Raw genomic sequence first — 23015 nt, 5'->3', positions numbered from 1 at the left:
TCATCTCGCAAGTGTGCTACTTACGAGATTTTTTTGTTTAGAAGTTGAAATACGTGTTTCAGAAATCCACTACTGATTTTCAATACGTTCTGTAGGATATTTGCTTCATAAATTAAAAAATCAACCCATTATGAAAACACGCTTACTTTACTTATTGCTTTTTATAAGTAGCTATACTTTCGCAGAATCTCCTATCTCAAATGTAATAGATGCTTACAGAGCTAGTTGTTTACCCGAAGATGTAACAGTATATAATATTGCTCCAAATGCAGCAGATGTATCTTGGACTTCTACTTCAACAAATACAACCTTACGCTATGTGCAATTTGGATTTCCTTTTAGCTTTGGTACAGATATCGCTAATATCTCTGGAAATACACAAACAATTACAGGTTTAGCACCTAATACATCCTATGATGTATATCTGCAAGGAAATTGTAGTGGTACTGCAACAGCTTGGACTTTAGCAACAAATTTTACTACATTAAGTGGAAGCATTATTTATGTTAATCATGCAGCAACAGGAGCAGATGATGGAGCAACTTGGAGTGATGCTTTTGTACATTTAGAGGATGCCTTAGCTATTGCTACAGCTAATGATCAAGTATGGGTGGCACAAGGAACTTATATTCCAACAACAACCAATGTAGATCCTAGAAAAGCAACCTTTTCAGTGCTTAATGGAACCAAACTTTATGGTGGGTTTAATACTTCTGAAACAACAGTTTCTCAAAGAGATATTACTAATAATGTAACCATATTAAGTGGTGATTTATTAATGGATGATAATGATGTAATTACAGAAGATGAAACTACGCGACAGGATAATGCATATCATGTTTTAAGTATGAGAGGTTCTATTGCAAATGTAATTATTGACGGCTTTACAATTTCTGGAGGAAATGCTAATGGTAGTTATTATGTTTGGGGAAATGTTAACACGCAATATTCCGATAGAAAAGGAGCAGCGGTATATCTAAATCCTATAGTTACTTCGAATGACGTAATTGCAACGATTCAAAATTGTATTTTAGAAAAAAACACAGCAACATATAGTAGTGTTTTTGCTGGTTTCGGACCATTAAACGCAGCTACGCATAGTAGAGAGTTTAGAGGTGATTTTACAAACTGTATCATTAAAAATAATTACTCTTTAAATTCTTCCGCTTTAGAATATCTTGGATCTTCAGGACAAGGTTATAGAGCCTATGGTACAATAACAAATAGCTTGTTTTATAATAATACTTCCGTAAACGGTGCGTCTAGTTTAGCATTAGTAGCTAGTACTACAGATAGTGGAAATACAGGAGGAATAAATGTTACGGTTCTTAATTCCACCTTTGCTAATAATATAGGTGTTAATGGAAGTGTTGTTGAAATGGCACAAGCGTCTAATAGTAAAATAAGAAATTCTATTATTTATAATAACGGAAGCACAACACCATTTACTATTACAACTTCTGGTTCTGTAGTGTCTAATAGTATTGTAGAAGGAGGACAACAAGGAGCAACAGATGTGGATCCATTGTTTATTAATAGTAGTGTTAATCTATTTCAATTAAATACAGGCTCACCAGCAATCGATACAGGAGATAATAGTTTTATTTCTAGTACTATATTAAACGATTTAAGTGGTAGAACTCGTTTTGTAAATACTACTGTAGATATGGGAGCTTACGAATATGGCAATTTAGATTGTTCAGGAGTACCAACGAATATTGTTAGTGCTAACGAAACATTTACAACAGTGGATGTGTCTTGGACAGCCGGAGGTTCTGAAACAGTTTGGGATATTAGTTATAACCCTACAGGAACTGCTAATTTTGTCAATGTGGCTAATGTTAGTAATCCTTATACCATTACCGGATTAGATCCTAATACCATTTATGATCTTATTGTTAGAGCTTCCTGTGTATCTTCTTCAGGAACCTATTCTTCAGTAGGAACTTTTCAAACGGTAAATCCAGTATTATTTGTAGATGATTCTGCAACAGGATTAAATGATGGTTCGTCATGGGCGGATGCTTTTGTAAATTTAGAAGATGCTTTAGCAATTGCTACAATAGAAACGCCAGTATGGGTAGCGCAAGGATTATATAATCCTAGCACATTAGATGTCAATCCTAGAAAAGCGACATTTACAATTCCTGGAGATGTTAAAGTGTATGGAGGTTTTAATACAACAGAAACTCTTGTTTCAGAAAGAGATCCAAAAACAAATGTAACGATATTAAGTGGCGATTTAAATGCAGATGATAATGCAAATCTTTTGGACACAGAAGCAACAAGACAAGATAATGCATATCACGTAGTTTCTATTAGAGGAAATGCACAAAATGTATTAGTGGATGGTTTTACTATCACGGGTGGTAATGCAAATGGTGCCGCAGATAATAGTTGTTCTACACCAGATATAGACCAATCGTATGATTTAAGGGGTGGAGCAATTTATGTGAATCCATATCTTTATGGAGATAGTTTATCGGCTACCATTAAAAATTCTGTTTTAGAAAAAAATACAGGAACTAGTGTTGCTGTCTATGCTGCCTTTACACCTTGTGGCTTGTGGAATTTAACTCACGATGTAGATTTTGAGTCTTGTATTATTCGAGATAACTACTCTCAAGATTTACCTGTAATGTTGTTTTCAGGAGCACAACAATACCTTGTTTTCGCAAAAGGGTCTGTGGTAAATAGTGCGTTTTATAATAATATATCGCTAAACAGTTCTTCTTCTTTGTACTTATCTGCTGGTACTACCGGAAATGCTACAGGATTAGAATTTGAATTAATAAACACAACACTGTCTAATAATAATGGGGTTAATGATAATGTAATTACCATGATTCAAGCTTCAAATAGTACTGTTGAAAATAGTATTATATATGGAAATGGAACAGGAGCAGGATTTCCTATAGCAATCACAACTTCATTTTCTGTGGTAAATAATAGTATTGTAGAACTAGGAATGATTGGAGGATCTGCTAGTAATCCTATGTTTGTTGATGCATTAAATAATAATTTCAAATTAAGTTTGGGGTCATCTGCAATAGACGGAGGAAGTAATGCTTCATTGCCAGCACAAATTGTTGAAGATATAAATGGAAATAATCGAATAGTAAATACAACAGTAGATATGGGGGCTTATGAATACGATCCTACACTAGGTGTTAATACTTTTCAGTTAAGTGAAAACCAAATCAAATTGTATCCAAACCCAACAACTTCGGTTTTAAACATTAAAATGGATGGCAACTTAAAACAAGCAACCGTTTATTCTGTTTTAGGAGCTAAAGTTTTAGTAACAACATCAAAATCCCTAAATACTGCTCATTTAAAAAGCGGACTCTATTTAATTACCATTGAAAATGAAAGAGGAAGTGTAACCACTAAACGTTTTATAAAGCAATAATTAATCGTTTTAATTATTTTTTAAAGTCTCGTAAGCTTATTGTTTACGGGACTTTTTTGGTTTAGAAGTTCAAAGTTAGGTTTCAGAAATTGACAAGATTTTTAAATGCACTTTGGGAGTAGTTTTGTGGCATAATCAATAAAAAATAATAATGATGAAAACAAAATTACTTTCCATTTTTACCTTTATAGCAATAGGTTTAGCAACAAAAGCACAGAATGTAACTATTCCAGACGCAAGCTTTAAAGCCATATTAATTGCTAACACAAATATTAATACAAATAGCGATTCAGAAATTCAAGTTAGTGAAGCAAGTGCTTATACAGGAGGTATTAATGTTGCAAACTCGAACATTCATGATTTAACAGGAATGGAAGCCTTTACAGAAATTATAGGTTTACAGGCTTTTGGGAATGCAACGCTTACTAGTGTAGATGTTTCTCAAAACACAAAACTTACACAATTACTTTTAGAGCAAACGGGTATTTCTGGTATTTTAGATTTAAGTATGCTTACAGAATTGGTAGATTTTAAAGCACATACAACTGCGCTTACAGCAATAAATATGGCAAACGGAAATAACAGTAATGTAACTCGTTTTAATGTAATAAGTAGTACTGTAACTTGTGTGCAAATAGATGCTGGTTTTACTCCTAACTCCAATTGGGATATTCCAGCGAATGCTAGTTTTGATGAAAACTGTCCTACCATATTAAGTGTAGATGAATTTTCGCTGAATAGCATATCTATATATCCAAATCCAACTACTTCAGATTTACATATTAAAATGAATGGCAACTTAAAAGAAGTAACTATTTATTCGGTATTAGGAAAGGAAGTGCTAAGTACTCAGAATAAAAATATAGATGTAAGTCGTTTGGTAAATGGTGTGTATTTAATAAGCGTTACAGACGAAAACGGAAACGTAGCAACCAAACGTTTTATCAAACAATAATGTATCCCTTCGTTTTAGAAAACTCAAGTGTTATCATTTGCGATTTTTTGTTTAGAAGTTGAAAACTAGGTTTCAGAAGTTACCTATAATTAGAAAAGACTTTTAGTAACATATTTGCAGAAGTAAATTTAAAATAATTCAAAATGAAAACAATAATTATCGCCTTAAGTACATTGGTCCTTGTTTCTTTTTCAGAAGGAAAACAAACCTTAAATACATCAGACAAAATAGAAGTTTCTATAGCAAGCAGTTTTTCTTTAGTAAATGACACCAAAGAAAAAGTGAGTATTTACACAGGAAGCGGTTTTGTGTCTTTAAACAAAGGATCAAAAACTAGTATTTCTTGTAATTCGGGTAAAGAAGTACGTTGGGCAAATAAAGGAAAAAAAGGAAATGTTATTTTTAAAATAACAAGTGATATGTGTGGTAAAACCATTAAGCTTTCCAAAGTAATGGACTAAATAGCAAGTCTATTATTTTTATAAAACATTGAAGACGCTATTAATCGTGATGAAAGTTGGACTAAGGTATTTAGTTCAGCTTTTTTCTGTTAAACTAATTATGAAATATTTAAAACAATATAAATTAGAACTCTTTATTATGTTAACCTATGTTATTATAGGTATTGTTATCATGCATGTTTTTTGAAACCTATTGCGTTTTTGTTATTAAACTTCCTTCTAAAGTATATTACATGCATTCTACTAACTTATTAAGGCTTTTCATTAAAAAGCAATATATTTCTTTAATTTTAAATTGTAGTTTTGGAAGATGCGGTCTTTTTATAAGAAACTTGAAATTCTTTTTTTCTTTTTAGCTACATTTTTAATGTTTGCTCAACAGCCTGTGTCTATACATTTAACGGAAGACGATGGTTTGCCAGATACAGAGTTTTACGACATTATTGAAGATGATGATGGTGTCATTTGGTTGGCTGCAGATAAAGGTTTGTTTAAATATGATGGAGCTAGTTATACCTCGTTTACACATCCCGATCAAATAGGACTTTCTGTTTTTCAACTACAAAAAGATGAGGATAATGTTATTTGGTTTTCTAATACAGCAAATCAAATTTTTAATGTAAAAAATGGTAGGGTTACTTTATTTTTAGAGTTAAAAAACGAATTTAAAGGTAAACTAGCTACAACACTAGTTTATAAAGATTTATTGATATTACAATCCGGAATAAAAATCCTTGTTTATAATAAAAACACTTCTGAAATCGTATATAAACAAGAAGCAATAAGGAATGATAAAGAGAATTATGTCGAAGATTTTACTATTGAAGCTAGGGTAATTGATAATGAAATAGTTTTTGGTAACCGCTTAATGAATTTTTACAAAGTAAATTTAGAAACCTTTACTAGTACTTATTTTAATTCTTCCTTTGTTAGTTCTAAAACGAAAAGTAGAGGTTTTATCAGTCCCATTTATTTTAAAAATCAAATAATTTTCCATTCTAATTATAAAAAATCAGAAAGTAATTATAAAACTTTTTATAGTATACCTTCCAGTTTTGCAACCAAACCTTTAGAACTTCAAACAAACTTTCCAAATGTTCATATTCAATTGGTTCGTGTTCTTAAGGATCAGCTATGGTATTTTACAGATAATGGTATCTATGTTTGTGATTTCGAGAATAACGAATTGAAAGTTGTTCGGCATTTATTTAAGAATAAGTATGTAACCGGAATAGTGCAGGATGTTAATGAAAATTATTGGTTTTCAACGTTAAGAAATGGTGTTTATGTAGTGTCTAATATAGAAATAAACAACATGGATGTTCCTGTAAAGGATAGCCGGATTTCTGATCTGTTTTTAGGAAATACTAATGCGTTATTATTAACTACCTCAACGAATAAAATAGTTAGATTCAATATAGAAAAGGAGACGGTAGAAATACTGTCTTTAAAGGATGATAAAGATATATACAAGGTGAAATTTAACCCTTTTAAAAAAGAATATCTTGTGTCGAATAGGTATAATGTTCAGTTTTATGATGAAAATTTTAAACCTAAAAATCAAACAATAAATACTTCTGTAATAAAATCTTTTAGCTTTATAGATGAAGATGCCTTTATTTATGCAAGCTCTGCTAGAATTAGTGCGTTGAGGTATGCGGAATTAAAAGAGATTAAACTTTTTAATAAAGGAATAAGAGGGTATGCATGTTTGTATGACCATAAAAATAAACGTTCTTATTTTGGAACTCCAAAAGGCTTTTATGGTTATTCTCAAAACTGGGTTGGAAAAGAAATTAAGTATCAAGGAAAATCTATCTATATTAAGGATATTGCGCAAGCTAATGATGGAAGTTTATGGTGTCTTTCATTTAAAAACGGAATTTATGTTATTGAAAAAGATAAAGTAATTGAACACTACACAGTAAAAAATGGGTTGCTGTCTAATAAAAATAGCTTTATAAGAGCTAAAGAAAACATCATTTGGTTAGCTGGTGAAAAAGGTATTCAAAAAATAAATATAGAGACTGGTATTTTTAAAAAATTAACCAAACAAAATGGTATTCCATCCTACAACTTTACCGGATTAGAGGTAGTGGGCAATAATGTGTATGTTAGTTCCATAGATCAATTGTACACTTTTGATTCAGAAAAAGTATTTCAATCTAAAAAAATATTAGAACCTTATTTTACATCGGTAAGTATTGATGATGAAAAAAAAGTATTAAATTCTAAATATTATTTAAATCATGACCAAAAAAAAATAAACATTGTATTTAATTCCAATGGGTTTTTAAGTAAAAACAATGTAGAATATAAATACCGGCTTTTAGGGAGTGGCGATCATTGGGAAACGATTCCTTTAGGAACAAATCTAGTTAATTTTAATAGCTTGTCGCATGGCAAATATACGTTTCAGTTAAAAGCTTTTAATAGTACCGAATCTTCAAAGATAAAAGAAATACAATTTATTATTGCTGGTGTGTTTTATGAGCAACTTTGGTTTTATATAGTAGTATCTATACTTATTATTTGTTTGTTTTGGGTTTATTTTAGCGTGCGTAATAAACGATTGAAAAACAAACAAAGCCTTTTACTAGATAAGCAAAGTAGTGAGCTAGAAAACGTGTTTTTAAAATTGGAGAATTTGCGTAGCCAAATGAATCCGCATTTTATATTTAATGCTTTGAATTCTATTCAAGATTATATTATTCGCAAAGAACAAAAATTAGCGCGTAAATACTTGGTTAAGTTTTCTCGATTAATTAGAATTTATTTAGAGCATAGTCAAAAGGATAGTATTAGTTTACAAGAAGAGTTAGATGCATTAAAACTGTACCTAGATTTAGAGAAAGATAGGTTTGAGGATACCTTTTCATATACGATTAATCTTCCTGAAAAAATAAAGTCAGAAGCGATTAAAATTCCTACATTTTTGCTGCAGCCTTATGTTGAAAATGCAATTAAGCACGGTTTGTTGCATAGAAGAAAAAGAAGATTATTAGAGGTTTCATTTGCTCTAAATAAAGTAAAGACAATGCTAGTATGTACCATAAAAGATAATGGTATTGGGAGAGTAGCTTCCGTTAAAATTAATGCAAAACGTATGAAGCCAAAATCTTTTCATCAGAAGCGAACAAAAAAAGAATCGATTTATTAAATAAAACACATACAGATCCAATACGTTTCGAAATTACAGATGATTATGATGAAAGTGGAATCGCTCTAGGTACCACCGTTCAAATTTCTATTCCTATTATGTAGGTTATCGTGAAAATATAAATAAAAGAATAGGAAGTAATATTTTATTTGATAAAACCATCCATTCACTAAAAACCAAAATTTAGTATTAAAATTAAGTTGTAGTTTTGAGTGTAATACTATTGAAATTTTAAGATATGAATGCTATTATTATAGATGATGAAAACAAAGCTAGAAGTGTTCTAAGGGCTTTAATAGAAGAAGAACACCCAGAAGTCACCATTTTAGGAGAAGCTTCAAATTTAGTGGAAGGCGTGGCTGTTATAAAAGCGAACCTGCCAGATATTGTGTTTTTAGATATTGAAATGCCAGAACATTCTGGTTTGGAGATTTTAAGTTTTTTTAAGGATGAGCCTATATCTTTTCAAATCATATTTACTACAGCTTACAATCAATATGCTATTGAAGCATTAAAACTTTCTGCAATAGATTATTTATTAAAACCTATTGATGAGGACGAATTAAAAGGTGCCATAGCAAAGGCTGAAATAGCAATAAATGAAAATAAAGTGAATTTCAGATTAAAGAATATAGAAAAAGCATTTCAGCAATTATCCTTAAATAAAATAGCATTAGAAATCCCTAAAGGGATTATGTTTGTTGCGCATGAAGATATCCTTTTGTTTGAAGCAGATGGTGTTTATACTAAGGTTTATTTGCAAAATGGCAAAACCGAACTGATAACTAAAACACTAAAATATTTTACAGACCAATTAGTAGATAAACCTATTTTTTACAAGCCACATCGTTCGTATTTAATCAATTTAAAATATATGAGTCGCTTAGTAAAAAAGGATAGTTACCATTTGGTTTTAGAAAACAATAAAACCATTCCTATAGCTCGAGATAAAAAAGAGGAGTTTTTACAATTAGTAAAAAAAATGTTCTAATTTTATTTAAAAGCCTAACCCTTATTAGTAAAATATATTGCTTGTTTCTTACTGTAATACATAACTGCCATTCACTAACTTATACCTACAATTTACTAAATATAGAAATTTTCCTACGTGAGTAATTAACATCTTTGTTTCATAACTATTAATCAATTTATATTATGAAATTAAGAATACTTTTAATACTACTTTTAATAAGTAGTTTCGCTTTTGCTCAAACCTGGAATCAAGTAGGTGCAGCACAATTTACAGATTTTGCAAGCAATGGAGAAATGGCATTTGACAGTGCAGGAATTCCCTATTTGTTATATGAAAATTCTACCACAAATCAAGTTTCTGTTATGAAATTTAACGGAACAAGTTGGTTGCCTGTTGGTTCTGGTGCAATTTCAACAGAAAATTACAATAATTTAACAATTAAAATAAATCCAGTAACTAATCAGCCTTGGGTTGCTTTAAAAGCAGAGGCTAATGGAGCAGCAAGTAATATAGATGTATTTAGTTTTGATGGTAGCTCTTGGGTTAGTGAAGGAGTAAATATTGGAGGGTATTTCTATAGTTATGGAATACAATTGCAGTTTAGTACAGCTGGAGTTCCAAGAATAGTAGGTATGATAGCTTCAGTAGTACCATATTATAAACCTAGTTTCTATACTAAAAATGGAGCTAATTGGTCTGTTACAACATACCCTATATATACAAGTGCTCCTACAGGTGTAAATCCTAGAATAGATTTCTACGATTTTGACAATTACACGATGGCAGCACAGAGCTTTGTAAAAAATTATAATGTATCAGATAGTAATCAAACGGCACATGAAACATTATTATGGACCGCTGGAGTTAATTATAGACATGTTTCTGCTAATGGAGGAGCAAAATATTTTGCAGTAATAGATGCTAGTACTAATAAAATTACAGTTGGTAAAAGTGGAGGAGGAGTAACTCAACCCTCAGGAGTTACAGGAGTTACAGAAGAGATTGTTACGTTTAGAGAAAGTATTACCGATAATCATCACTATTTAATGTACTCTGACGGTTCGCATAATTTAACATTTAAAAAATATAAAACTTCAAATATTTGGCAAAACTTACCATCATTTGGGATTCTTACCAATACAACTGGTTTTTTTGTTAAGATGGAAATGAACCCTGTTAATGGAGATATGTATGTTGCATATTTAGATGGAGGGAAAGTATCCGTTAAAAGTTTCTCAATTCAACCTCCTTTAGCAAAATATTATGTGAATGCAAATGTTTCTGGAGGTGATGGTAGTGGAGATTCTTGGGCTAATGCTATCACAGATTTAGAAGATGCCATAAATTCAGTTAGTCCTATAACTACAGATATTTGGGTTGCTTCAGGAACTTATAGTCCAGGTTCTGCTAGATCGGATTCTTTTGAGTTTGTTGTAAATGGACTTTCTGTTTATGGTGGTTTTGATGGTACAGAAACGACACTTGCACAAAGAAATATAGCTGCAAACCCAACAATTTTATCTGGAGATGTTAATGGTAATGATGCCGTGGTAGATTTTGCAACAGCTTCCGGAAGTTCGAGAATAGATAATAATCATCAGGTAGTAAAAATAGCTGCCAATAACGTCACTATTGATGGTTTTAAAATTGAAGATGGTGATGCAGTTCAAAATAGTACTGGTTATACTACAGGAGCAGCAATACTAGTTGCTCCTACAGCTCTTAACCCAAAGATACAAAATTGTGAGTTTAATAATAATGTTACATATAGTGGTGGTGCAGTTGGAGTAAGGCATACCGTAAGTACAGACATTAATATTACTAATTGTGTGTTTAATAATAATGTTTCTAGGTATGGAAGTGGTTTGTATATATTATTCATGTCAAATAGTAGCCTTAATGTAATTATAACAAATACATTATTTATTAATAATATATCTAAAAACTATAATAATGCTAATGATGGTTATACAGGAAGTGCTGCATGGATAAGAGCTAATGAATCCGGTTCAAATTAACTACTACTATAACCAATTGCACCTTTGCAAATAATACAGATATTGGAGCTGTGTCAGCCTCACAAAAAGGAGCTTTAGCCTTAGGAAGAAGAGTTGATGGTAGTGCTACACATAATGCTACCATTAATAATAGTATTTTTTATGGTAACGAAGGCGCTGGAAGTGCTACAACAGCATCTGTTAATAATGGTCATACGTTATCACCAAATTTAACGCTTGTAAACAACTCAATAGGTGAAGATAATTTTTCAAACTTAACCTCTTTAACAAACACAAGTAGTGCAAACCCAATGTTTACAAGCGCAACCGATTTCACATTGCAATCAGGTTCTCCAGCAATAGATGCAGGAGATAATTCTAAAATTCCTGTAGGGACAACAACCGACTTATTAGGAAATGCAAGAATATTTAATACCACGGTAGATATGGGAGTTTATGAGTATGGCTCAACTCTAGATGTGGAAGATTTTGAAACTAAAAAGGATTTTATAATTTATCCTAATCCAACTACTTGTTTGTTAAACATTAAAATGAAAGCAGACTTAATTCAAGCAGAAATATATAATATACAAGGACAAAAAGTTTTAGAAAGTACTGTGAAAAGTATACCAGTTTCTAAACTAACTTCTGGAATGTATGTATTACAAATAGAAGATGTAAATGGAAACAGAAATACAAAACGATTTATAAAAATTTAAAGAAGCTATTAATCGTGATGAAAGTTGGGCTAAACTATTTAGCTCAGCTTTTTTCCATTTAAACCAAATATATATGAAGTACGTTAAGCAAAATAGATTAGAATTGTTTCTTGTGTTACTCTATTTACTATTAGGAATATTTTTGATTCGAATCATTTAAAAAGCATTAATTAGCACCAATAACCAACCTATCACTAAAAGCAAACCACCAATCGGAGTCACAGGTCCTAAAAACCGAAGTTTTTTGCCTTTAGCATCCGATAATATCAATCCGTAAATACTAAAAGAAAATAATATAATTCCTATAGTAAAACACCAGTAAATTGCTGAGGTTGCATAATTAGGTTTTAGACCTAAAACAAGCAATACTATGGCATGATACATTTGGTATTTCACGCCAACTTCAAAACTTTGTAATTGATCTGTAGATAAAATTTTCTTCAAAGCATGCGCGCCAAAAGCACCAAAAATTACAGAGAGCATACCAAAAGAGGCAGCAGTTGCTAGAATAATTTGCTGAGTCATTAAAATGAATTTTAGTAAAATGTTTTATTTATAAACCACAGGGATAATTTCTCCTTTAGCTAAGCAGTAAATTCCTGCGTAGGCAGGAATCTCAAAGATAATTATATATTAAGATATAACTTTAAAAAAGGTCTTTTTGATAGCGTTTTTTTAGCATTTAAGTATGGTTATTTATAAACCACAGGAATAATTTCTCCTTTAGCTAAACAAAATTTAGTGATTTTCCCTTCGGAAAGCGTTGCGGTATAATCCACTTCATTAACCATAAAACCAATCTCTCTAAGTTTATTGAAATAATCGTAACCGTAAACACGAACATGATCATATTGTCCGAATATTTTTGCGCGTTCTTTTTTATCTGTAATAGAATTGTCTTCAAAAGTAGTATGTCTACTTAAATCTTGCGGTATTTGAAAAACTCCGTAGCCTCCAGGTTTCATCACACGAAATAATTCTTGCATTGCTTTGGTATCATCTGGAATATGTTCTAAAACATGATTGCATAAAATGATATCATAACTATTGTCTTCAAACGGAAGGTTGCAAATATCTGCTTTCACATCGGCAATTGGAGACAGTAAATCTGTAGTGGTGTAATTCAGGTTTTTCAACGCTCTAAAGCGATCTAGAAAACATTGCTCTGGAGCAAAGTGAAGTACGCTTTTTTCGGCAGTAAAGAAACTAGTTTCATTTTTTAAATACAACCACAATAACCGATGACGCTCTAAACTTAAAGTAGAAGGAGAAAGTACATTCTCACGTTGTGTTTCATAGCCATAAGATAAAAAGCTTTTAAAACTTTTACCATCAATAGGGTCTGTGAAAGTGTTTCCTTTTAAAAAGAATGCCAAAATAGGACGTGCAACATAACTAAGCCTTATTAGTAAAGGTCTTGGGATAATATTTAAAATTATTTCGAAGAGTTTTTTCAACTTAAATTACCAATTTAAAAATTCTTTAAACTTATCTGTCGTTAGTATTTTGTAAATTAATAGAATTCCGAAAATCACTTTTAGTAAAGTCCCAATGGTATATATTTCACCAGCGTAAGGCCAATGTTGAATTTTAAACAAAGTCCCGATAATGGTAAAGATAAACCCAAAAATAATAAATGCTAATAGGTGTTTTATTTTCATAATTTATAGCACCAAAGCTTTCTGTCTAAACGCATCTTCCTCATCACTCACAATTCCTAAAGCTTCATATATATACGCAAAGGTTGAAAGAAGTTCAGGTTTACCATCTACTATAGCAACGTCATGCTCAAAATGAGCAGAAGGCTTATTGTCTAGTGTAGTAATTGTCCAGCCATCTCTGTGTTGTTTGATGCTTTTTGTACCAAGGTTAATCATAGGCTCAATAGCTACAACCATACCTTCAATGAATTTTTTGCCACGACCACGTTTACCGTAGTTTGGCATTTCTGGGTCTTCGTGCATTTTGGTTCCTAAACCATGACCAACAAGTTCTCTTACTACACCATAACCATGATCTTCACAGTATTTTTGAATAGCATAACCAACATCACCAACACGATTACCTACTTTTAATTCTTTTATTCCAACGTAAAGAGATTCTTTAGTGACTTGTAAAAGTTTTTCGGTTTCTGGGTCAATCTCACCAACAGCAAAAGTGTAGGCGTGATCACCATAATAACCGTTTTTTATAGAACCACAATCTATAGATATAATATCGCCTTCCTCTAAAGGTGTATTATTAGGTATACCATGAACGACTTGTGAGTTCGGACTCATACAAAGTGTGTTAGGGAAATCGTACAATCCTAAAAAACCAGGTATTGCACCTTGGTCTCTAATGCATGCTTCTGCAATTTTATCTAATTCTAAAGTGGTTACTCCAGGTTTTACTGCTTTAGCGATTTCACCTAAGGTTTTAGATACTACTAATGCTGCTTCACGCATTAACTCTATTTCTTCTCTTGTTTTTACTATGATCATAATGTAATATAAATGTTGTGCAAATATACTAAAAATAACAAGGCATACTTTTTTATTGAAACATGATATTCGACAGTTTTTATACTTTTTTTGTTTCCTATTTTTGCGACATAAATAATTAGGTATATGTATAGGTCCGTTAGTGCAGAAGAAGCAGTAAAAGTAATTAAGTCTAATAGTAGAGTTTATATACAAGCAGCAGCAGCAGCTCCACAATCACTTATACAAGCCATGACGGCACGTCATGAAGAACTTCGAAACGTGGAGGTTTGCCATTTACATACAGAAGGCGAAGCTCCGTATGCAAACCCAGAATTACGGGAGAGTTTTCATGTAAATTCTTTTTTTATAGGAAAAAATGTGAGGCATACTTTAAAAGCCGGAAATGGTTCCTATACGCCAGTTTTTTTAAGCGAATTACCATTACTTTTTAAGCGTAATATTATTGATATAGATGTGGCACTAATTCATGTGTCTGTTCCAGATAAACACGGTTATTGCTCTTTAGGGGTTTCTGTAGAAGCTACATTAGCGGCAATAGATAATGCCAAACATGTTATTGCACAAGTAAATAGAAATATGCCTAGAACACATGGTGCCGGAATTATTCATGTTTCTGAAATTGATTTATTTGTAGAGTCTAATGTTGATTTGCCAACACATGATATTGTAGCGCCAACGGCTATTGAAAGTCAGATAGGGGATTATGTTGCAGGATTAATTGAAGACCGAAGCACTTTGCAAATGGGGATTGGTAGTATACCTAATGCCGTTTTAACTAGATTAACAAATCATAAAGATTTAGGGTTGCATACGGAAATGTTTTCGGATGGAGTGATTGATTTAATATTAAAAGATGTTATTAACGGAAACTATAAAGGTATAAATCGAGGTCGTGCATTGTCTACTTTTTTAGTTGGATCTAAACGTTTGTACGATTATGTAGATGATAATCCTTTTGTAGAAATGCGAGCATCCAATTACACCAATGATGTCTCTATTATTAAACAAAACCCAAAAATGGTGGCTATTAATTCTGCTATTGAAGTAGATGTTACCGGACAAGTTTGTGCAGATTCTATTGGAGCACACATGTATTCTGGAGTTGGCGGACAAGTAGATTTTATAAGAGGTGCTTCTTTAAGTGAAGGAGGAAAAGCTATTATTGCATTACCTGCGACGACTAAATCTGGTGTAAGCAAAATTGTTCCTTCCTTGAAACCAGGTGCTGGAGTAATAACTACTAGATCTCATGTACACTATGTGGTAACTGAATATGGTATTGCAAATTTATATGGAAAAACAATTAAAGAGCGTGTAAAAGCACTAGTTAATATTGCGCATCCAGACCATAGAGAAACTATAGATAAACAGTATTTTGATTTGATAAATGACTAGTGGTTTTTTCTTAAAAAGGAAAAGAACCCTTTCTTTTTGGGTGGTGTTTTTTGATTGTATTTCGGATTTGAAAGGTGTTGATACACTTCTCCCCAACCTAAAAATCCACCAATATTTCTATCGTCTATAAATAAATCGGCATGTATTTTTCTGCTCTTAGATGCATCAAATTGCTCTTCGGGAAAACTTTTATTTACCGCATAAAACTCAATGCCTTTACTTTTACAAAAAGCAACAGCTTCGTCTAATGGTTTCCCACATCTGTAAGTCCATAATATTAAACGATGGCCATCTGCTTGTAGTTTTTTAAGTGTTTCAATAGCAAAAAGTTTTGGTTTCCCAACTTTTGGATATGCATCATCTACAATGGTTCCATCAAAATCAATGGCAAGAATAAGTTTGTCGTTTAAATTCATAGAAATTCATTAGCTGCAAATATATAAATTATTCTTCTTCAAAATAAGCATTTTTGTAAGGTTCATTCCTTAAAATATGCAAAATATCTTGTTCTAAATTTTCTATAGGGTATTCTACTATTCTATTCATTTCTTTACCGTCTTTGAAAAAAATCAAGGTTGGAACATTCGTGATGTTAAAGTTTTCTTCTAATTTTTGAGGGGTTACCTTGTCTCTATCTACAGCAACTAATTGAAGGTTTTCCAAATTAAAATGAACAGCGTCTAAAATTTTATATATTCCAGGAGTTTCTCTTTGGCTGTCTTCACACCAAGTTCCCATAAATAGTTTTATGGAAACATCTTTTAGTTCTGGTTTTATAAGCGCTACTAAAGAATCATTTACTTTATAATCGGTATAGGTTGTGCTGTACCAACTATTAAAAGGTTCTTGTAGCAAACCTTCTTCATTTGCTGGTCCTAATAACATAATTGTCTCTTCCTCTTCATCCGGAACAGTTACATTTATTGGCTGTTCTTTACACGCAAAACAAATTAAGGCTATAAAAATAAAATATAAATTTCTCATAATTATTATATTAAAGAATGTTGGGTCATTACTTTAGGTTGTTCTACTCCAATAAGTTTTAAAATAGTAGGAGCAATGTCTCCTAAAATACCATCTTTAATATGTTTTAAATCTTTATCTATTAAAATAATTGGAACCGGATTCGTGGTATGTGCGGTATTTGGTGATCCATCCGGATTTATCATGGTTTCACAATTTCCATGATCTGCAATAAGAATGGTTGTGTAATCATTTTCTAGAGCAGTAGTTATCACTTCTTTTACACAGTTGTCTACAGCTTCGCAAGCTTTAATAGCAGCTGCCATAACTCCTGTATGTCCAACCATATCTCCATTAGCAAAGTTTAAGCATACAAAATCTACTTCACCTTTTTTAAGTTCTGGTAAAAGAGCTTCTGTTAGTTCAAAAGCACTCATCTCTGGTTTTAAATCGTAAGTAGCAACTTTAGGAGAGTTTTTTAGTATTCTGCTTTCTCCTTCAAAAGGTTCCTCTCTTCCTCCAGAAAAGAAAAAAGTAACATGCGGATATTTCTCTGTTTCGGCAATACGTATTTGTTTTTTGTGATGCTTTTCTAAAACTTCACCAAGTGTTTCTGTTAAATTATCTTTATCATAAATCACATGCATTCCTGTAAAAGAATCATCATAATTGGTCATGGTTACATAATGCAAGTTTAATTTATGCATGTTCTGTTCATGAAAGTCTTTTTGCGATAAAGCTTCTGTTAATTGTCTTCCTCGGTCTGTTCTAAAATTAAAAAATACAATGACATCGCCTTCTTCAATTTTTGCAATTGGTTGATTATTTGCGTCTACAGCGATTATAGGTTTAATAAATTCGTCTGTAATATCATTGTCGTAATTCGCTTTAATCGATTTTAAAATATTAGTAGAATGTTCGCCTTCGCCATTTACCATAGCATCATAAGCTAGCTTAACACGTTCCCAGCGTTTGTCTCTATCCATTGCATAATACCTTCCGGTAACCGAAGCTATTTTGGTGTTTTTGTTTTCAATATAATCTTCTAATTCTGTCACAAAACCATAGCCAGATTTTGGGTCCACATCTCGACCATCTGTAAACGCATGAATAAAAGATTTTTCAACTCCAGCGTCTTCAACAGCATCCACCAAACCTAATAAATGGCTAATATGAGAATGTACACCGCCATCACTAAGTAAGCCTAAAAAATGTACTGCCTTATTGTTTTGTTTTGCATAATTAAAAGCATCTACAAGTACTTTTTCTTGTGCTAATGTTTTGTTTTTTACTGCTAAATTTATTCTTACCAAATCTTGATATACTATACGTCCGGCACCAAGATTCATATGTCCAACTTCCGAATTTCCCATTTGCCCTTCTGGTAAACCAACATGTAAACCATCTGTGCGTAAAGTAGCATTTGGATATTTTGTATAAAGCGAATTTATAAAAGGAATATTTGCGTTATCTATTGCTGAAACTTTTGGGTCAGGAGATTTTCCCCAACCATCTAAAATCATAAGAATTACTTTTTTGTTCATGTTGCGACAGTGTTTAGTATTCAAATATAATTTATTATAACAGAAATAGCATCTTAAATAAACGGAAGCTTGCTAAAAAAATGTTCCAGGTTTATTTGTGATTCAATAGGAGGGTAATTGTAATTTTTGCGTAACGTGTTTGATTTCAGAATGTTAAATAAATGTTATTTTAAGGTTATAGTGTAACAGTTTGTAATTCTTATCGTCTTTATATTATAATCAAAATCAGTATTAATAATCAATTAAAATCATTCATCATGAAAAAAACAATCATCTTATCAGCAATCGCATTAAGTTTCACTATTGGAACTTTACAAGCAAACCCTTCATTAGAAACCGAAAATCAATTACATGTAGAAACGGTTATGGAAGCTAGTCCATTTCATTTATCTATAATTAAAGGCGATTTTACAATGGTAAAAAAGCTATTAGATTTAGGGGCAAATGTAAATGAGAAATGGAACGGATTAAGTCCGGCCATGTATGCAGCAAAATTTAATAGAGCTAAAATATTAAAGCTTTTAATAACGCATGGAGCTACATTAAATTCCAAGTCTAAAGACGGTTATACCGCTAAAAAATATGCCAAAATATCTAAGGCTACAGAAGCTATGGCAGTACTTGAAAACGCATTGGATAAAAAATAATTTCCTTTTTAGTTTTTCAACATAAAAAAGCCTTGAGATAATTTTCAAGGCTTTTTTTTATTGAAATTGACTTCTATACTTTTCTATAGATTCTCTAATTTTTTCTATTCGATTGTCTGGGTCTGGATGTGAGCTTTGAAATTCTGGAACGCGATTTGGTCCTGCAGCAGCTTTTAAAATTTCCATGACATCAATCATTTCTTCCGGGTCATAACCAGCTCTTAACATAAAACGTACGCCAAGATCATCACTTTCTAATTCGTCGCCACGACCATTTTTTAAAATTAAGTTCTGACCAACACCTCCAATTAATCCGCCAATATCACCACCAACAGATCCTGCAGTAGAAAGTCCTTGCCAAAGCTCGCTATTAGCAATACGTTCTGCACTATGCTTACCGAGAACATGACCAATTTCATGACCCAAAACTCCAGCCAATTGGTCTTCGTTTTCTAACTGAGAAAATAGCGCGTAAGTAATAAAAACTTGTCCGCCAGGTAATGCAAAAGCATTTATGGTTTGCGGATCTGCTAATAAATGAAACTCATATTTATACGGTGTTTCTTTAGCGATGCTGTTGCTTATTAATTTGTTGCCAACATTATCCACCAGAGCTTGGTAGCTTTCGTTTGGGTATAAACCACCATGTTGCGCTGCCATTTGATCTCTACTTTGTAAGCCCATTTGTATTTCTTCATCTACCGTCATAGAAATGGCTTGTTTTTTTCCTGTATACGGATTTACCTCTTGCGAAGTAAAATATTTAAAGCCAAAATATGCAGCGATACATACACCTATAAAAAGTCTTACTTTTAGATTGCTTGATCTCATGTTGTTTGTGTTGGTTGTAATGATTTAAAGTTACAAAAGTTCTGGGTTAATATCTAAAATATTTTCATTTCGATACGTGCGTATAAATGCATCTGAGAAATATGCGCTTCCTAATAATTTTTCATTTTGAAGCACCTCTTGTAGGTCTAAATTTTTATAATTTTTTAAATAATTTTGTGATAATGGTTTGTAGCTATAATGCCAAGGTTCGTATTTAAAACCTTTTCGGTTGATATCTATAGTATATACTAGATGAAAGCCAAACGAATTGGCGTGTTTATCCATCCATTTTTTTAAGTGAATATAGGAACCATCTCTGTGAAAATTTTGTTCACGAAGCACATATTTTGGAGCATGTACATTGGCGTCAATAATATCCATGTCTGTTCCCCAATGATGTCTTGAAGTTCCTGGGATGGTGGAATATTGAATTATTTTTTGAATACTTTTTTCTTCGGAAAAACCTTGACTTCTATAGCGTTTGTATTTACGTTCCCAAATGCTTTTTTGATGTTCAAAATTTCTATAGCTGGAAACTATTTGAATATGTATGCCTTCTTTTAAAGCTTCTGTTTTCATTTCTTGAAAAGCAAAATGCGCTGCTTCTCTTAGTTTGTAATCTTCACCAAAAAGAATAGGTTTTCCTTTACCTATAAGCTCTTCCGAAGAAATTATATTTGGAGTACATGCAAAACTAGGAACTGTAGCTAGAGCTATTCCGGTTAATGTGGTTTGCTTTATGAAGTTTCTTCTTTTCAAATTCAGATAAGGTTATGCAAATTACGAGCCAAAATTAATTAAATTTACAAGAAAAATTAAGGTATGCATTTTTCGTTTAAAATAATTGAAAAAGAAAATATTTCAACAATCCTTCCTTTGGTTATTAAGTTAAATGAAGGAAAAGTTTCTATAGAAATTCTAGAAAAACGTTTTCAAGAAATAGTAACTCAAAATTATGAATGCGCTGGTATTTATGATTGCGAAAAACTGATTGGTATTTCTGGTATGTGGTTTTGTACTAGACATTATTCTGGAAAAAGTGTGGAATTAGATCATGTATATATAGATGATACGTATAGAAATCATGGTTTAGGAAAACAGTTTATGCAATGGATTACGGATTATGTAAAAAGTAAAAATGTAGAAGCTATAGAACTAAATGCATATATAGAAAACCCTGCTTCCCATCGATTTTATGAGAATCAAGATTTTAAAAAACCGGGTTATCATTTTGTAAAAAAGCTTAATAATTAATATATAACCAGCCTGCGTATTCTTTGTTTTCTTCTGGTAAGTTTAATACATAAAAATAAGTACCAACAGGAAGTTTTTTGCTGTTACCAACTAATACTTTTTTGTTTGTAATGCCATTCCAATCGTTTTTATAATTTTCAACATCATAAACGGTTCTTCCCCAACGGTTAAATATTTTTAAAGTGTTTCGAAATAACTCGACCCCTTCAATTATAAATACATCATTTTTACCATCTCCATTCGGACTAATTCCATTATAAACGATAATGCCATCACTTCCAATTAAAGATCCAAAGGTTATAATTTCATAGTCGTTTGGTACAAAAGAAGTCGAAGTAACGGTTCCTGTATTTACGTTTCCTGTAAAATCTACGTTCCCCAAATCTTTCCATTGATTTTCGGAAATACTCCATCCTACAACGCGAAGGTTTAGTAAATCATCTACTAAAACATCAATATCACTATCTGAATTCCAGGTTAATGTTACTTGTGTTTCTTCGGTACCATTAAAATCCCAGAATTCTTCCAAATTAATGGTGTTGATGATGCCTTCTGAATTATTCGTGTCAAACGAAGTGGCAAAGGTAGAAGGAAAGTTAGGATCTTCATTAAAATAGGCTGCGGAAAACTTAGGGTTTCCAGATTGTAAAGGAGTTTGCAAAGGTCTTAATTTATTATCGTCTCCAATAGGGAAACGGAAAGTGTCATTTCCGGTGAAGGAAGCGTAGCCATCGGTTAGTCTTAAATCGTCTTCGAAAACAAAAAATGCATTGCTTAAATAATCGAGAGATATGTTCGGATTATTTCTCGGAGTTATTACATCTCCAATAATATAGTTTAGTCCGTTGGAAACTTCGGTGCTTATTTCTAGGAATAAATTATTATCTACAGCGACATCCATATCATAAAACCTAGGGATTTCTGTTCCAGATATCGTTAGCGGATTGTCTTCATTATAAAAACCAGCTAAACCCAAATTTTCATTAAACGTTCCATCGTTTTCTAGGTCCATATGGAAGCCTATCTGACCTTGGTCATGGATTTGTACATTTCCAAAATTATGAAATGCTGTTTGCGATTTTCCACTTTGTGAAAAGAGAACAGTAACTATTATTAAAATACGGAGTGTCTTATTCATAAGCTGTGTATATTACGAGTATATTCTCTGTTTTGTTATCTACGTTTATTGTGAAACCGGTTGCATTAAAAGAGGTGAAACTTGCAGATGTTAAACCTAAATTATCTCCGTTATTATTGGAGTATCTAATACCTATGCAATGTGTGCTTGAAGCGTAACGAGAAATATCATTAATGGATGATCCACTACCACCAACATAAATTACTTGCTGAGTCGTCCCTCTTGCATAACCTGTCATTCCTCCAAAAGAATTATTAAATCCGTTATCGTTATTATTAACACCATTGTCGGCATTTATATTTTCACTTTCAATATTAGGATAGGCCTGAAATGTTATCTGTGAAGGTTCAAAGGGAAGTCCTGTAATTGTTTGACTTCCTGTTCCTGTAATTATAAAATGACCGATATAAGTTCCGGAAGGACCTACGGGTCCCGTTGCGCCGTCAACACCATTTATTCCGTCTGCACCAGCAGGTCCCGTTGCGCCATCAACACCATCTATTCCGTCTGCACCAGCAGGTCCAGTTGCTCCATCAATACCATTTATTCCGTCTGCACCAGCAGGACCAGTTGCTCCATCAATACCATTTATTCCGTCTGCACCAGCAGGACCAGTTGCGCCGTCAACACCATTTATTCCGTCTGTACCAGCAGGTCCAGTTGCGCCGTCAACACCATTTATTCCGTCTGCACCAGCAGGTCCCGTTGCTCCATCAACACCATTTATTCCGTCTGCACCAGCAGGACCAGTTGCTCCATCAACACCATTTATTCCGTCTGCACCAGCAGGACCAGTTGCTCCATCAATACCATTTATTCCGTCTGCACCAGCAGGACCAGTTGCGCCGTCAACACCATTTATTCCGTCTGCACCAGCAGGTCCAGTTGCTCCGTCAACACCATCTATTCCGTCTGTACCAGCAGGTCCAGTTGCGCCGTCAACACCATTTATTCCGTCTGCACCAGCAGGTCCCGTTGCTCCATCAACACCATCTATTCCGTCTACACCAGCAGGTCCTTGCGGTCCAATAATTCCAACGGTAGTAGAAACGTTACTTTCATTTGTGTAGGTTACAGTAC

The 23015-nt window shown here is 32.6% G+C and carries 21 protein-coding genes; 10 read left to right on the top strand and 11 right to left on the bottom strand.

The genetic code is table 11. The features are described 5' to 3' along the window. Window positions 1-130: 130 nt before the first annotated feature. The 7 genes from AMD28_RS15640 (at window position 131) to AMD28_RS15605 (ending at window position 11677) form a co-directional block, all read left to right on the top strand. The gene (locus AMD28_RS15640; protein WP_055445089.1) at window positions 131-3412 is read left to right on the top strand and encodes a T9SS type A sorting domain-containing protein; all 3282 of its coding nucleotides are present in this window, start codon (window positions 131-133) and stop codon (window positions 3410-3412) included. Between the two features lie 151 nt (window positions 3413-3563). After that, window positions 3564-4367 carry a T9SS type A sorting domain-containing protein gene (locus AMD28_RS15635; protein ID WP_083478347.1) on the top strand — a complete coding sequence of 268 codons (804 nt, stop codon included), beginning with the start codon at window positions 3564-3566 and terminating at the stop codon, window positions 4365-4367. Between the two features lie 143 nt (window positions 4368-4510). After that, window positions 4511-4828, top strand: a complete 318-nt coding sequence (locus AMD28_RS15630; RefSeq protein WP_055445087.1) for a hypothetical protein — start codon at window positions 4511-4513, stop codon at window positions 4826-4828. Window positions 4829-5195: 367 nt separating this feature from the next. Beyond that, window positions 5196-7988: a sensor histidine kinase gene (locus AMD28_RS15620; RefSeq protein WP_055445085.1), complete on the top strand. Its 2793-nt coding sequence runs from the start codon at window positions 5196-5198 to the stop codon at window positions 7986-7988. Window positions 7989-8226: 238 nt separating this feature from the next. Next, window positions 8227-8979 carry a LytR/AlgR family response regulator transcription factor gene (locus tag AMD28_RS15615; protein WP_055445084.1) on the top strand — a complete coding sequence of 251 codons (753 nt, stop codon included), beginning with the start codon at window positions 8227-8229 and terminating at the stop codon, window positions 8977-8979. Between the two features lie 164 nt (window positions 8980-9143). Further along, window positions 9144-10979 (top strand): right-handed parallel beta-helix repeat-containing protein, encoded by a 1836-nt coding sequence (locus AMD28_RS15610; RefSeq protein WP_055445083.1) that lies wholly within the window; start codon window positions 9144-9146, stop codon window positions 10977-10979. 50 nt (window positions 10980-11029) lie between these two features. After that, the gene (locus AMD28_RS15605; RefSeq protein WP_055445082.1) at window positions 11030-11677 is read left to right on the top strand and encodes a T9SS type A sorting domain-containing protein; all 648 of its coding nucleotides are present in this window, start codon (window positions 11030-11032) and stop codon (window positions 11675-11677) included. Between the two features lie 156 nt (window positions 11678-11833). On the opposite strand, the gene AMD28_RS15600 is transcribed toward AMD28_RS15605, so the two are convergent. From AMD28_RS15600 to map, 4 genes are all read right to left on the bottom strand, one after another. Further along, window positions 11834-12202 carry a DUF423 domain-containing protein gene (locus AMD28_RS15600; protein WP_055445081.1) on the bottom strand — a complete coding sequence of 123 codons (369 nt, stop codon included), beginning with the start codon at window positions 12200-12202 and terminating at the stop codon, window positions 11834-11836. Window positions 12203-12369: 167 nt separating this feature from the next. Beyond that, window positions 12370-13134 carry a class I SAM-dependent methyltransferase gene (locus AMD28_RS15595; protein ID WP_055445080.1) on the bottom strand — a complete coding sequence of 255 codons (765 nt, stop codon included), beginning with the start codon at window positions 13132-13134 and terminating at the stop codon, window positions 12370-12372. A gap of 6 nt (window positions 13135-13140) precedes the next feature. Further along, the gene (locus tag AMD28_RS15590; protein WP_055445079.1) at window positions 13141-13338 is read right to left on the bottom strand and encodes a GldL-related protein; all 198 of its coding nucleotides are present in this window, start codon (window positions 13336-13338) and stop codon (window positions 13141-13143) included. A 3-nt stretch (window positions 13339-13341) separates the two neighbouring features. After that, window positions 13342-14160 (bottom strand): type I methionyl aminopeptidase, encoded by an 819-nt coding sequence (gene map / locus AMD28_RS15585; protein WP_055445078.1) that lies wholly within the window; start codon window positions 14158-14160, stop codon window positions 13342-13344. 126 nt (window positions 14161-14286) lie between these two features. Between map and AMD28_RS15580 the strand changes: the two genes are divergently transcribed. After that, window positions 14287-15558, top strand: a complete 1272-nt coding sequence (locus tag AMD28_RS15580; protein ID WP_055445077.1) for an acetyl-CoA hydrolase/transferase family protein — start codon at window positions 14287-14289, stop codon at window positions 15556-15558. Here the strand turns inward: AMD28_RS15580 and AMD28_RS15575 are convergent. Genes AMD28_RS15575 through gpmI form a run of 3 tightly spaced genes read right to left on the bottom strand, consistent with a single transcriptional unit; the run spans window position 15555 to window position 18065 of the window. Next, the gene (locus AMD28_RS15575) at window positions 15555-15974 is read right to left on the bottom strand and encodes a BT0820 family HAD-type phosphatase (RefSeq protein WP_055445076.1); all 420 of its coding nucleotides are present in this window, start codon (window positions 15972-15974) and stop codon (window positions 15555-15557) included. The two genes, AMD28_RS15580 and AMD28_RS15575, sit on opposite strands and share 4 nt — an antisense overlap. 28 nt (window positions 15975-16002) lie before the next feature. Beyond that, the gene (locus AMD28_RS15570; protein WP_055445075.1) at window positions 16003-16542 is read right to left on the bottom strand and encodes a thioredoxin family protein; all 540 of its coding nucleotides are present in this window, start codon (window positions 16540-16542) and stop codon (window positions 16003-16005) included. A 5-nt stretch (window positions 16543-16547) separates the two neighbouring features. Beyond that, on the bottom strand, window positions 16548-18065 hold the full coding sequence (gene gpmI, locus AMD28_RS15565; RefSeq protein WP_055445074.1) for a 2,3-bisphosphoglycerate-independent phosphoglycerate mutase: 1518 nt from the start codon (window positions 18063-18065) through the stop codon (window positions 16548-16550). A 257-nt stretch (window positions 18066-18322) separates the two neighbouring features. On the opposite strand from gpmI, the gene AMD28_RS15560 reads away from it, so the two are divergent. Then, window positions 18323-18712: an ankyrin repeat domain-containing protein gene (locus tag AMD28_RS15560; RefSeq protein WP_055445073.1), complete on the top strand. Its 390-nt coding sequence runs from the start codon at window positions 18323-18325 to the stop codon at window positions 18710-18712. Between the two features lie 57 nt (window positions 18713-18769). On the opposite strand, the gene AMD28_RS15555 is transcribed toward AMD28_RS15560, so the two are convergent. Continuing rightward, complete coding sequence (locus AMD28_RS15555; RefSeq protein WP_055445072.1) at window positions 18770-19543, bottom strand: M48 family metalloprotease; 774 nt, start codon at window positions 19541-19543, stop codon at window positions 18770-18772. 30 nt (window positions 19544-19573) lie between these two features. Next, window positions 19574-20302 (bottom strand): M15 family metallopeptidase, encoded by a 729-nt coding sequence (locus tag AMD28_RS15550; RefSeq protein ID WP_055445071.1) that lies wholly within the window; start codon window positions 20300-20302, stop codon window positions 19574-19576. A gap of 63 nt (window positions 20303-20365) precedes the next feature. On the opposite strand from AMD28_RS15550, the gene AMD28_RS15545 reads away from it, so the two are divergent. Then, complete coding sequence (locus tag AMD28_RS15545; protein ID WP_055445070.1) at window positions 20366-20797, top strand: GNAT family N-acetyltransferase; 432 nt, start codon at window positions 20366-20368, stop codon at window positions 20795-20797. Here the strand turns inward: AMD28_RS15545 and AMD28_RS15540 are convergent. Next, a complete protein-coding gene (locus AMD28_RS15540; protein WP_055445069.1) occupies window positions 20787-21935 on the bottom strand; it encodes a T9SS type B sorting domain-containing protein in 1149 nt (382 codons plus the stop codon). The genes AMD28_RS15545 and AMD28_RS15540 overlap by 11 nt on opposite strands. Continuing rightward, window positions 21928-23015: collagen-like protein (locus AMD28_RS15535; protein ID WP_152975633.1), on the bottom strand; the 1088-nt coding region annotated here is incomplete at its 5' end. The genes AMD28_RS15535 and AMD28_RS15540, both read right to left, overlap by 8 nt.

Source organism: Lacinutrix himadriensis (assembly GCF_001418105.1).
GTDB lineage: Bacteria > Bacteroidota > Bacteroidia > Flavobacteriales > Flavobacteriaceae > Oceanihabitans > Oceanihabitans himadriense.
Note: the sequence above shows the minus strand (reverse complement) of the source record. Positions and strands in the feature narration are given on the sequence as shown.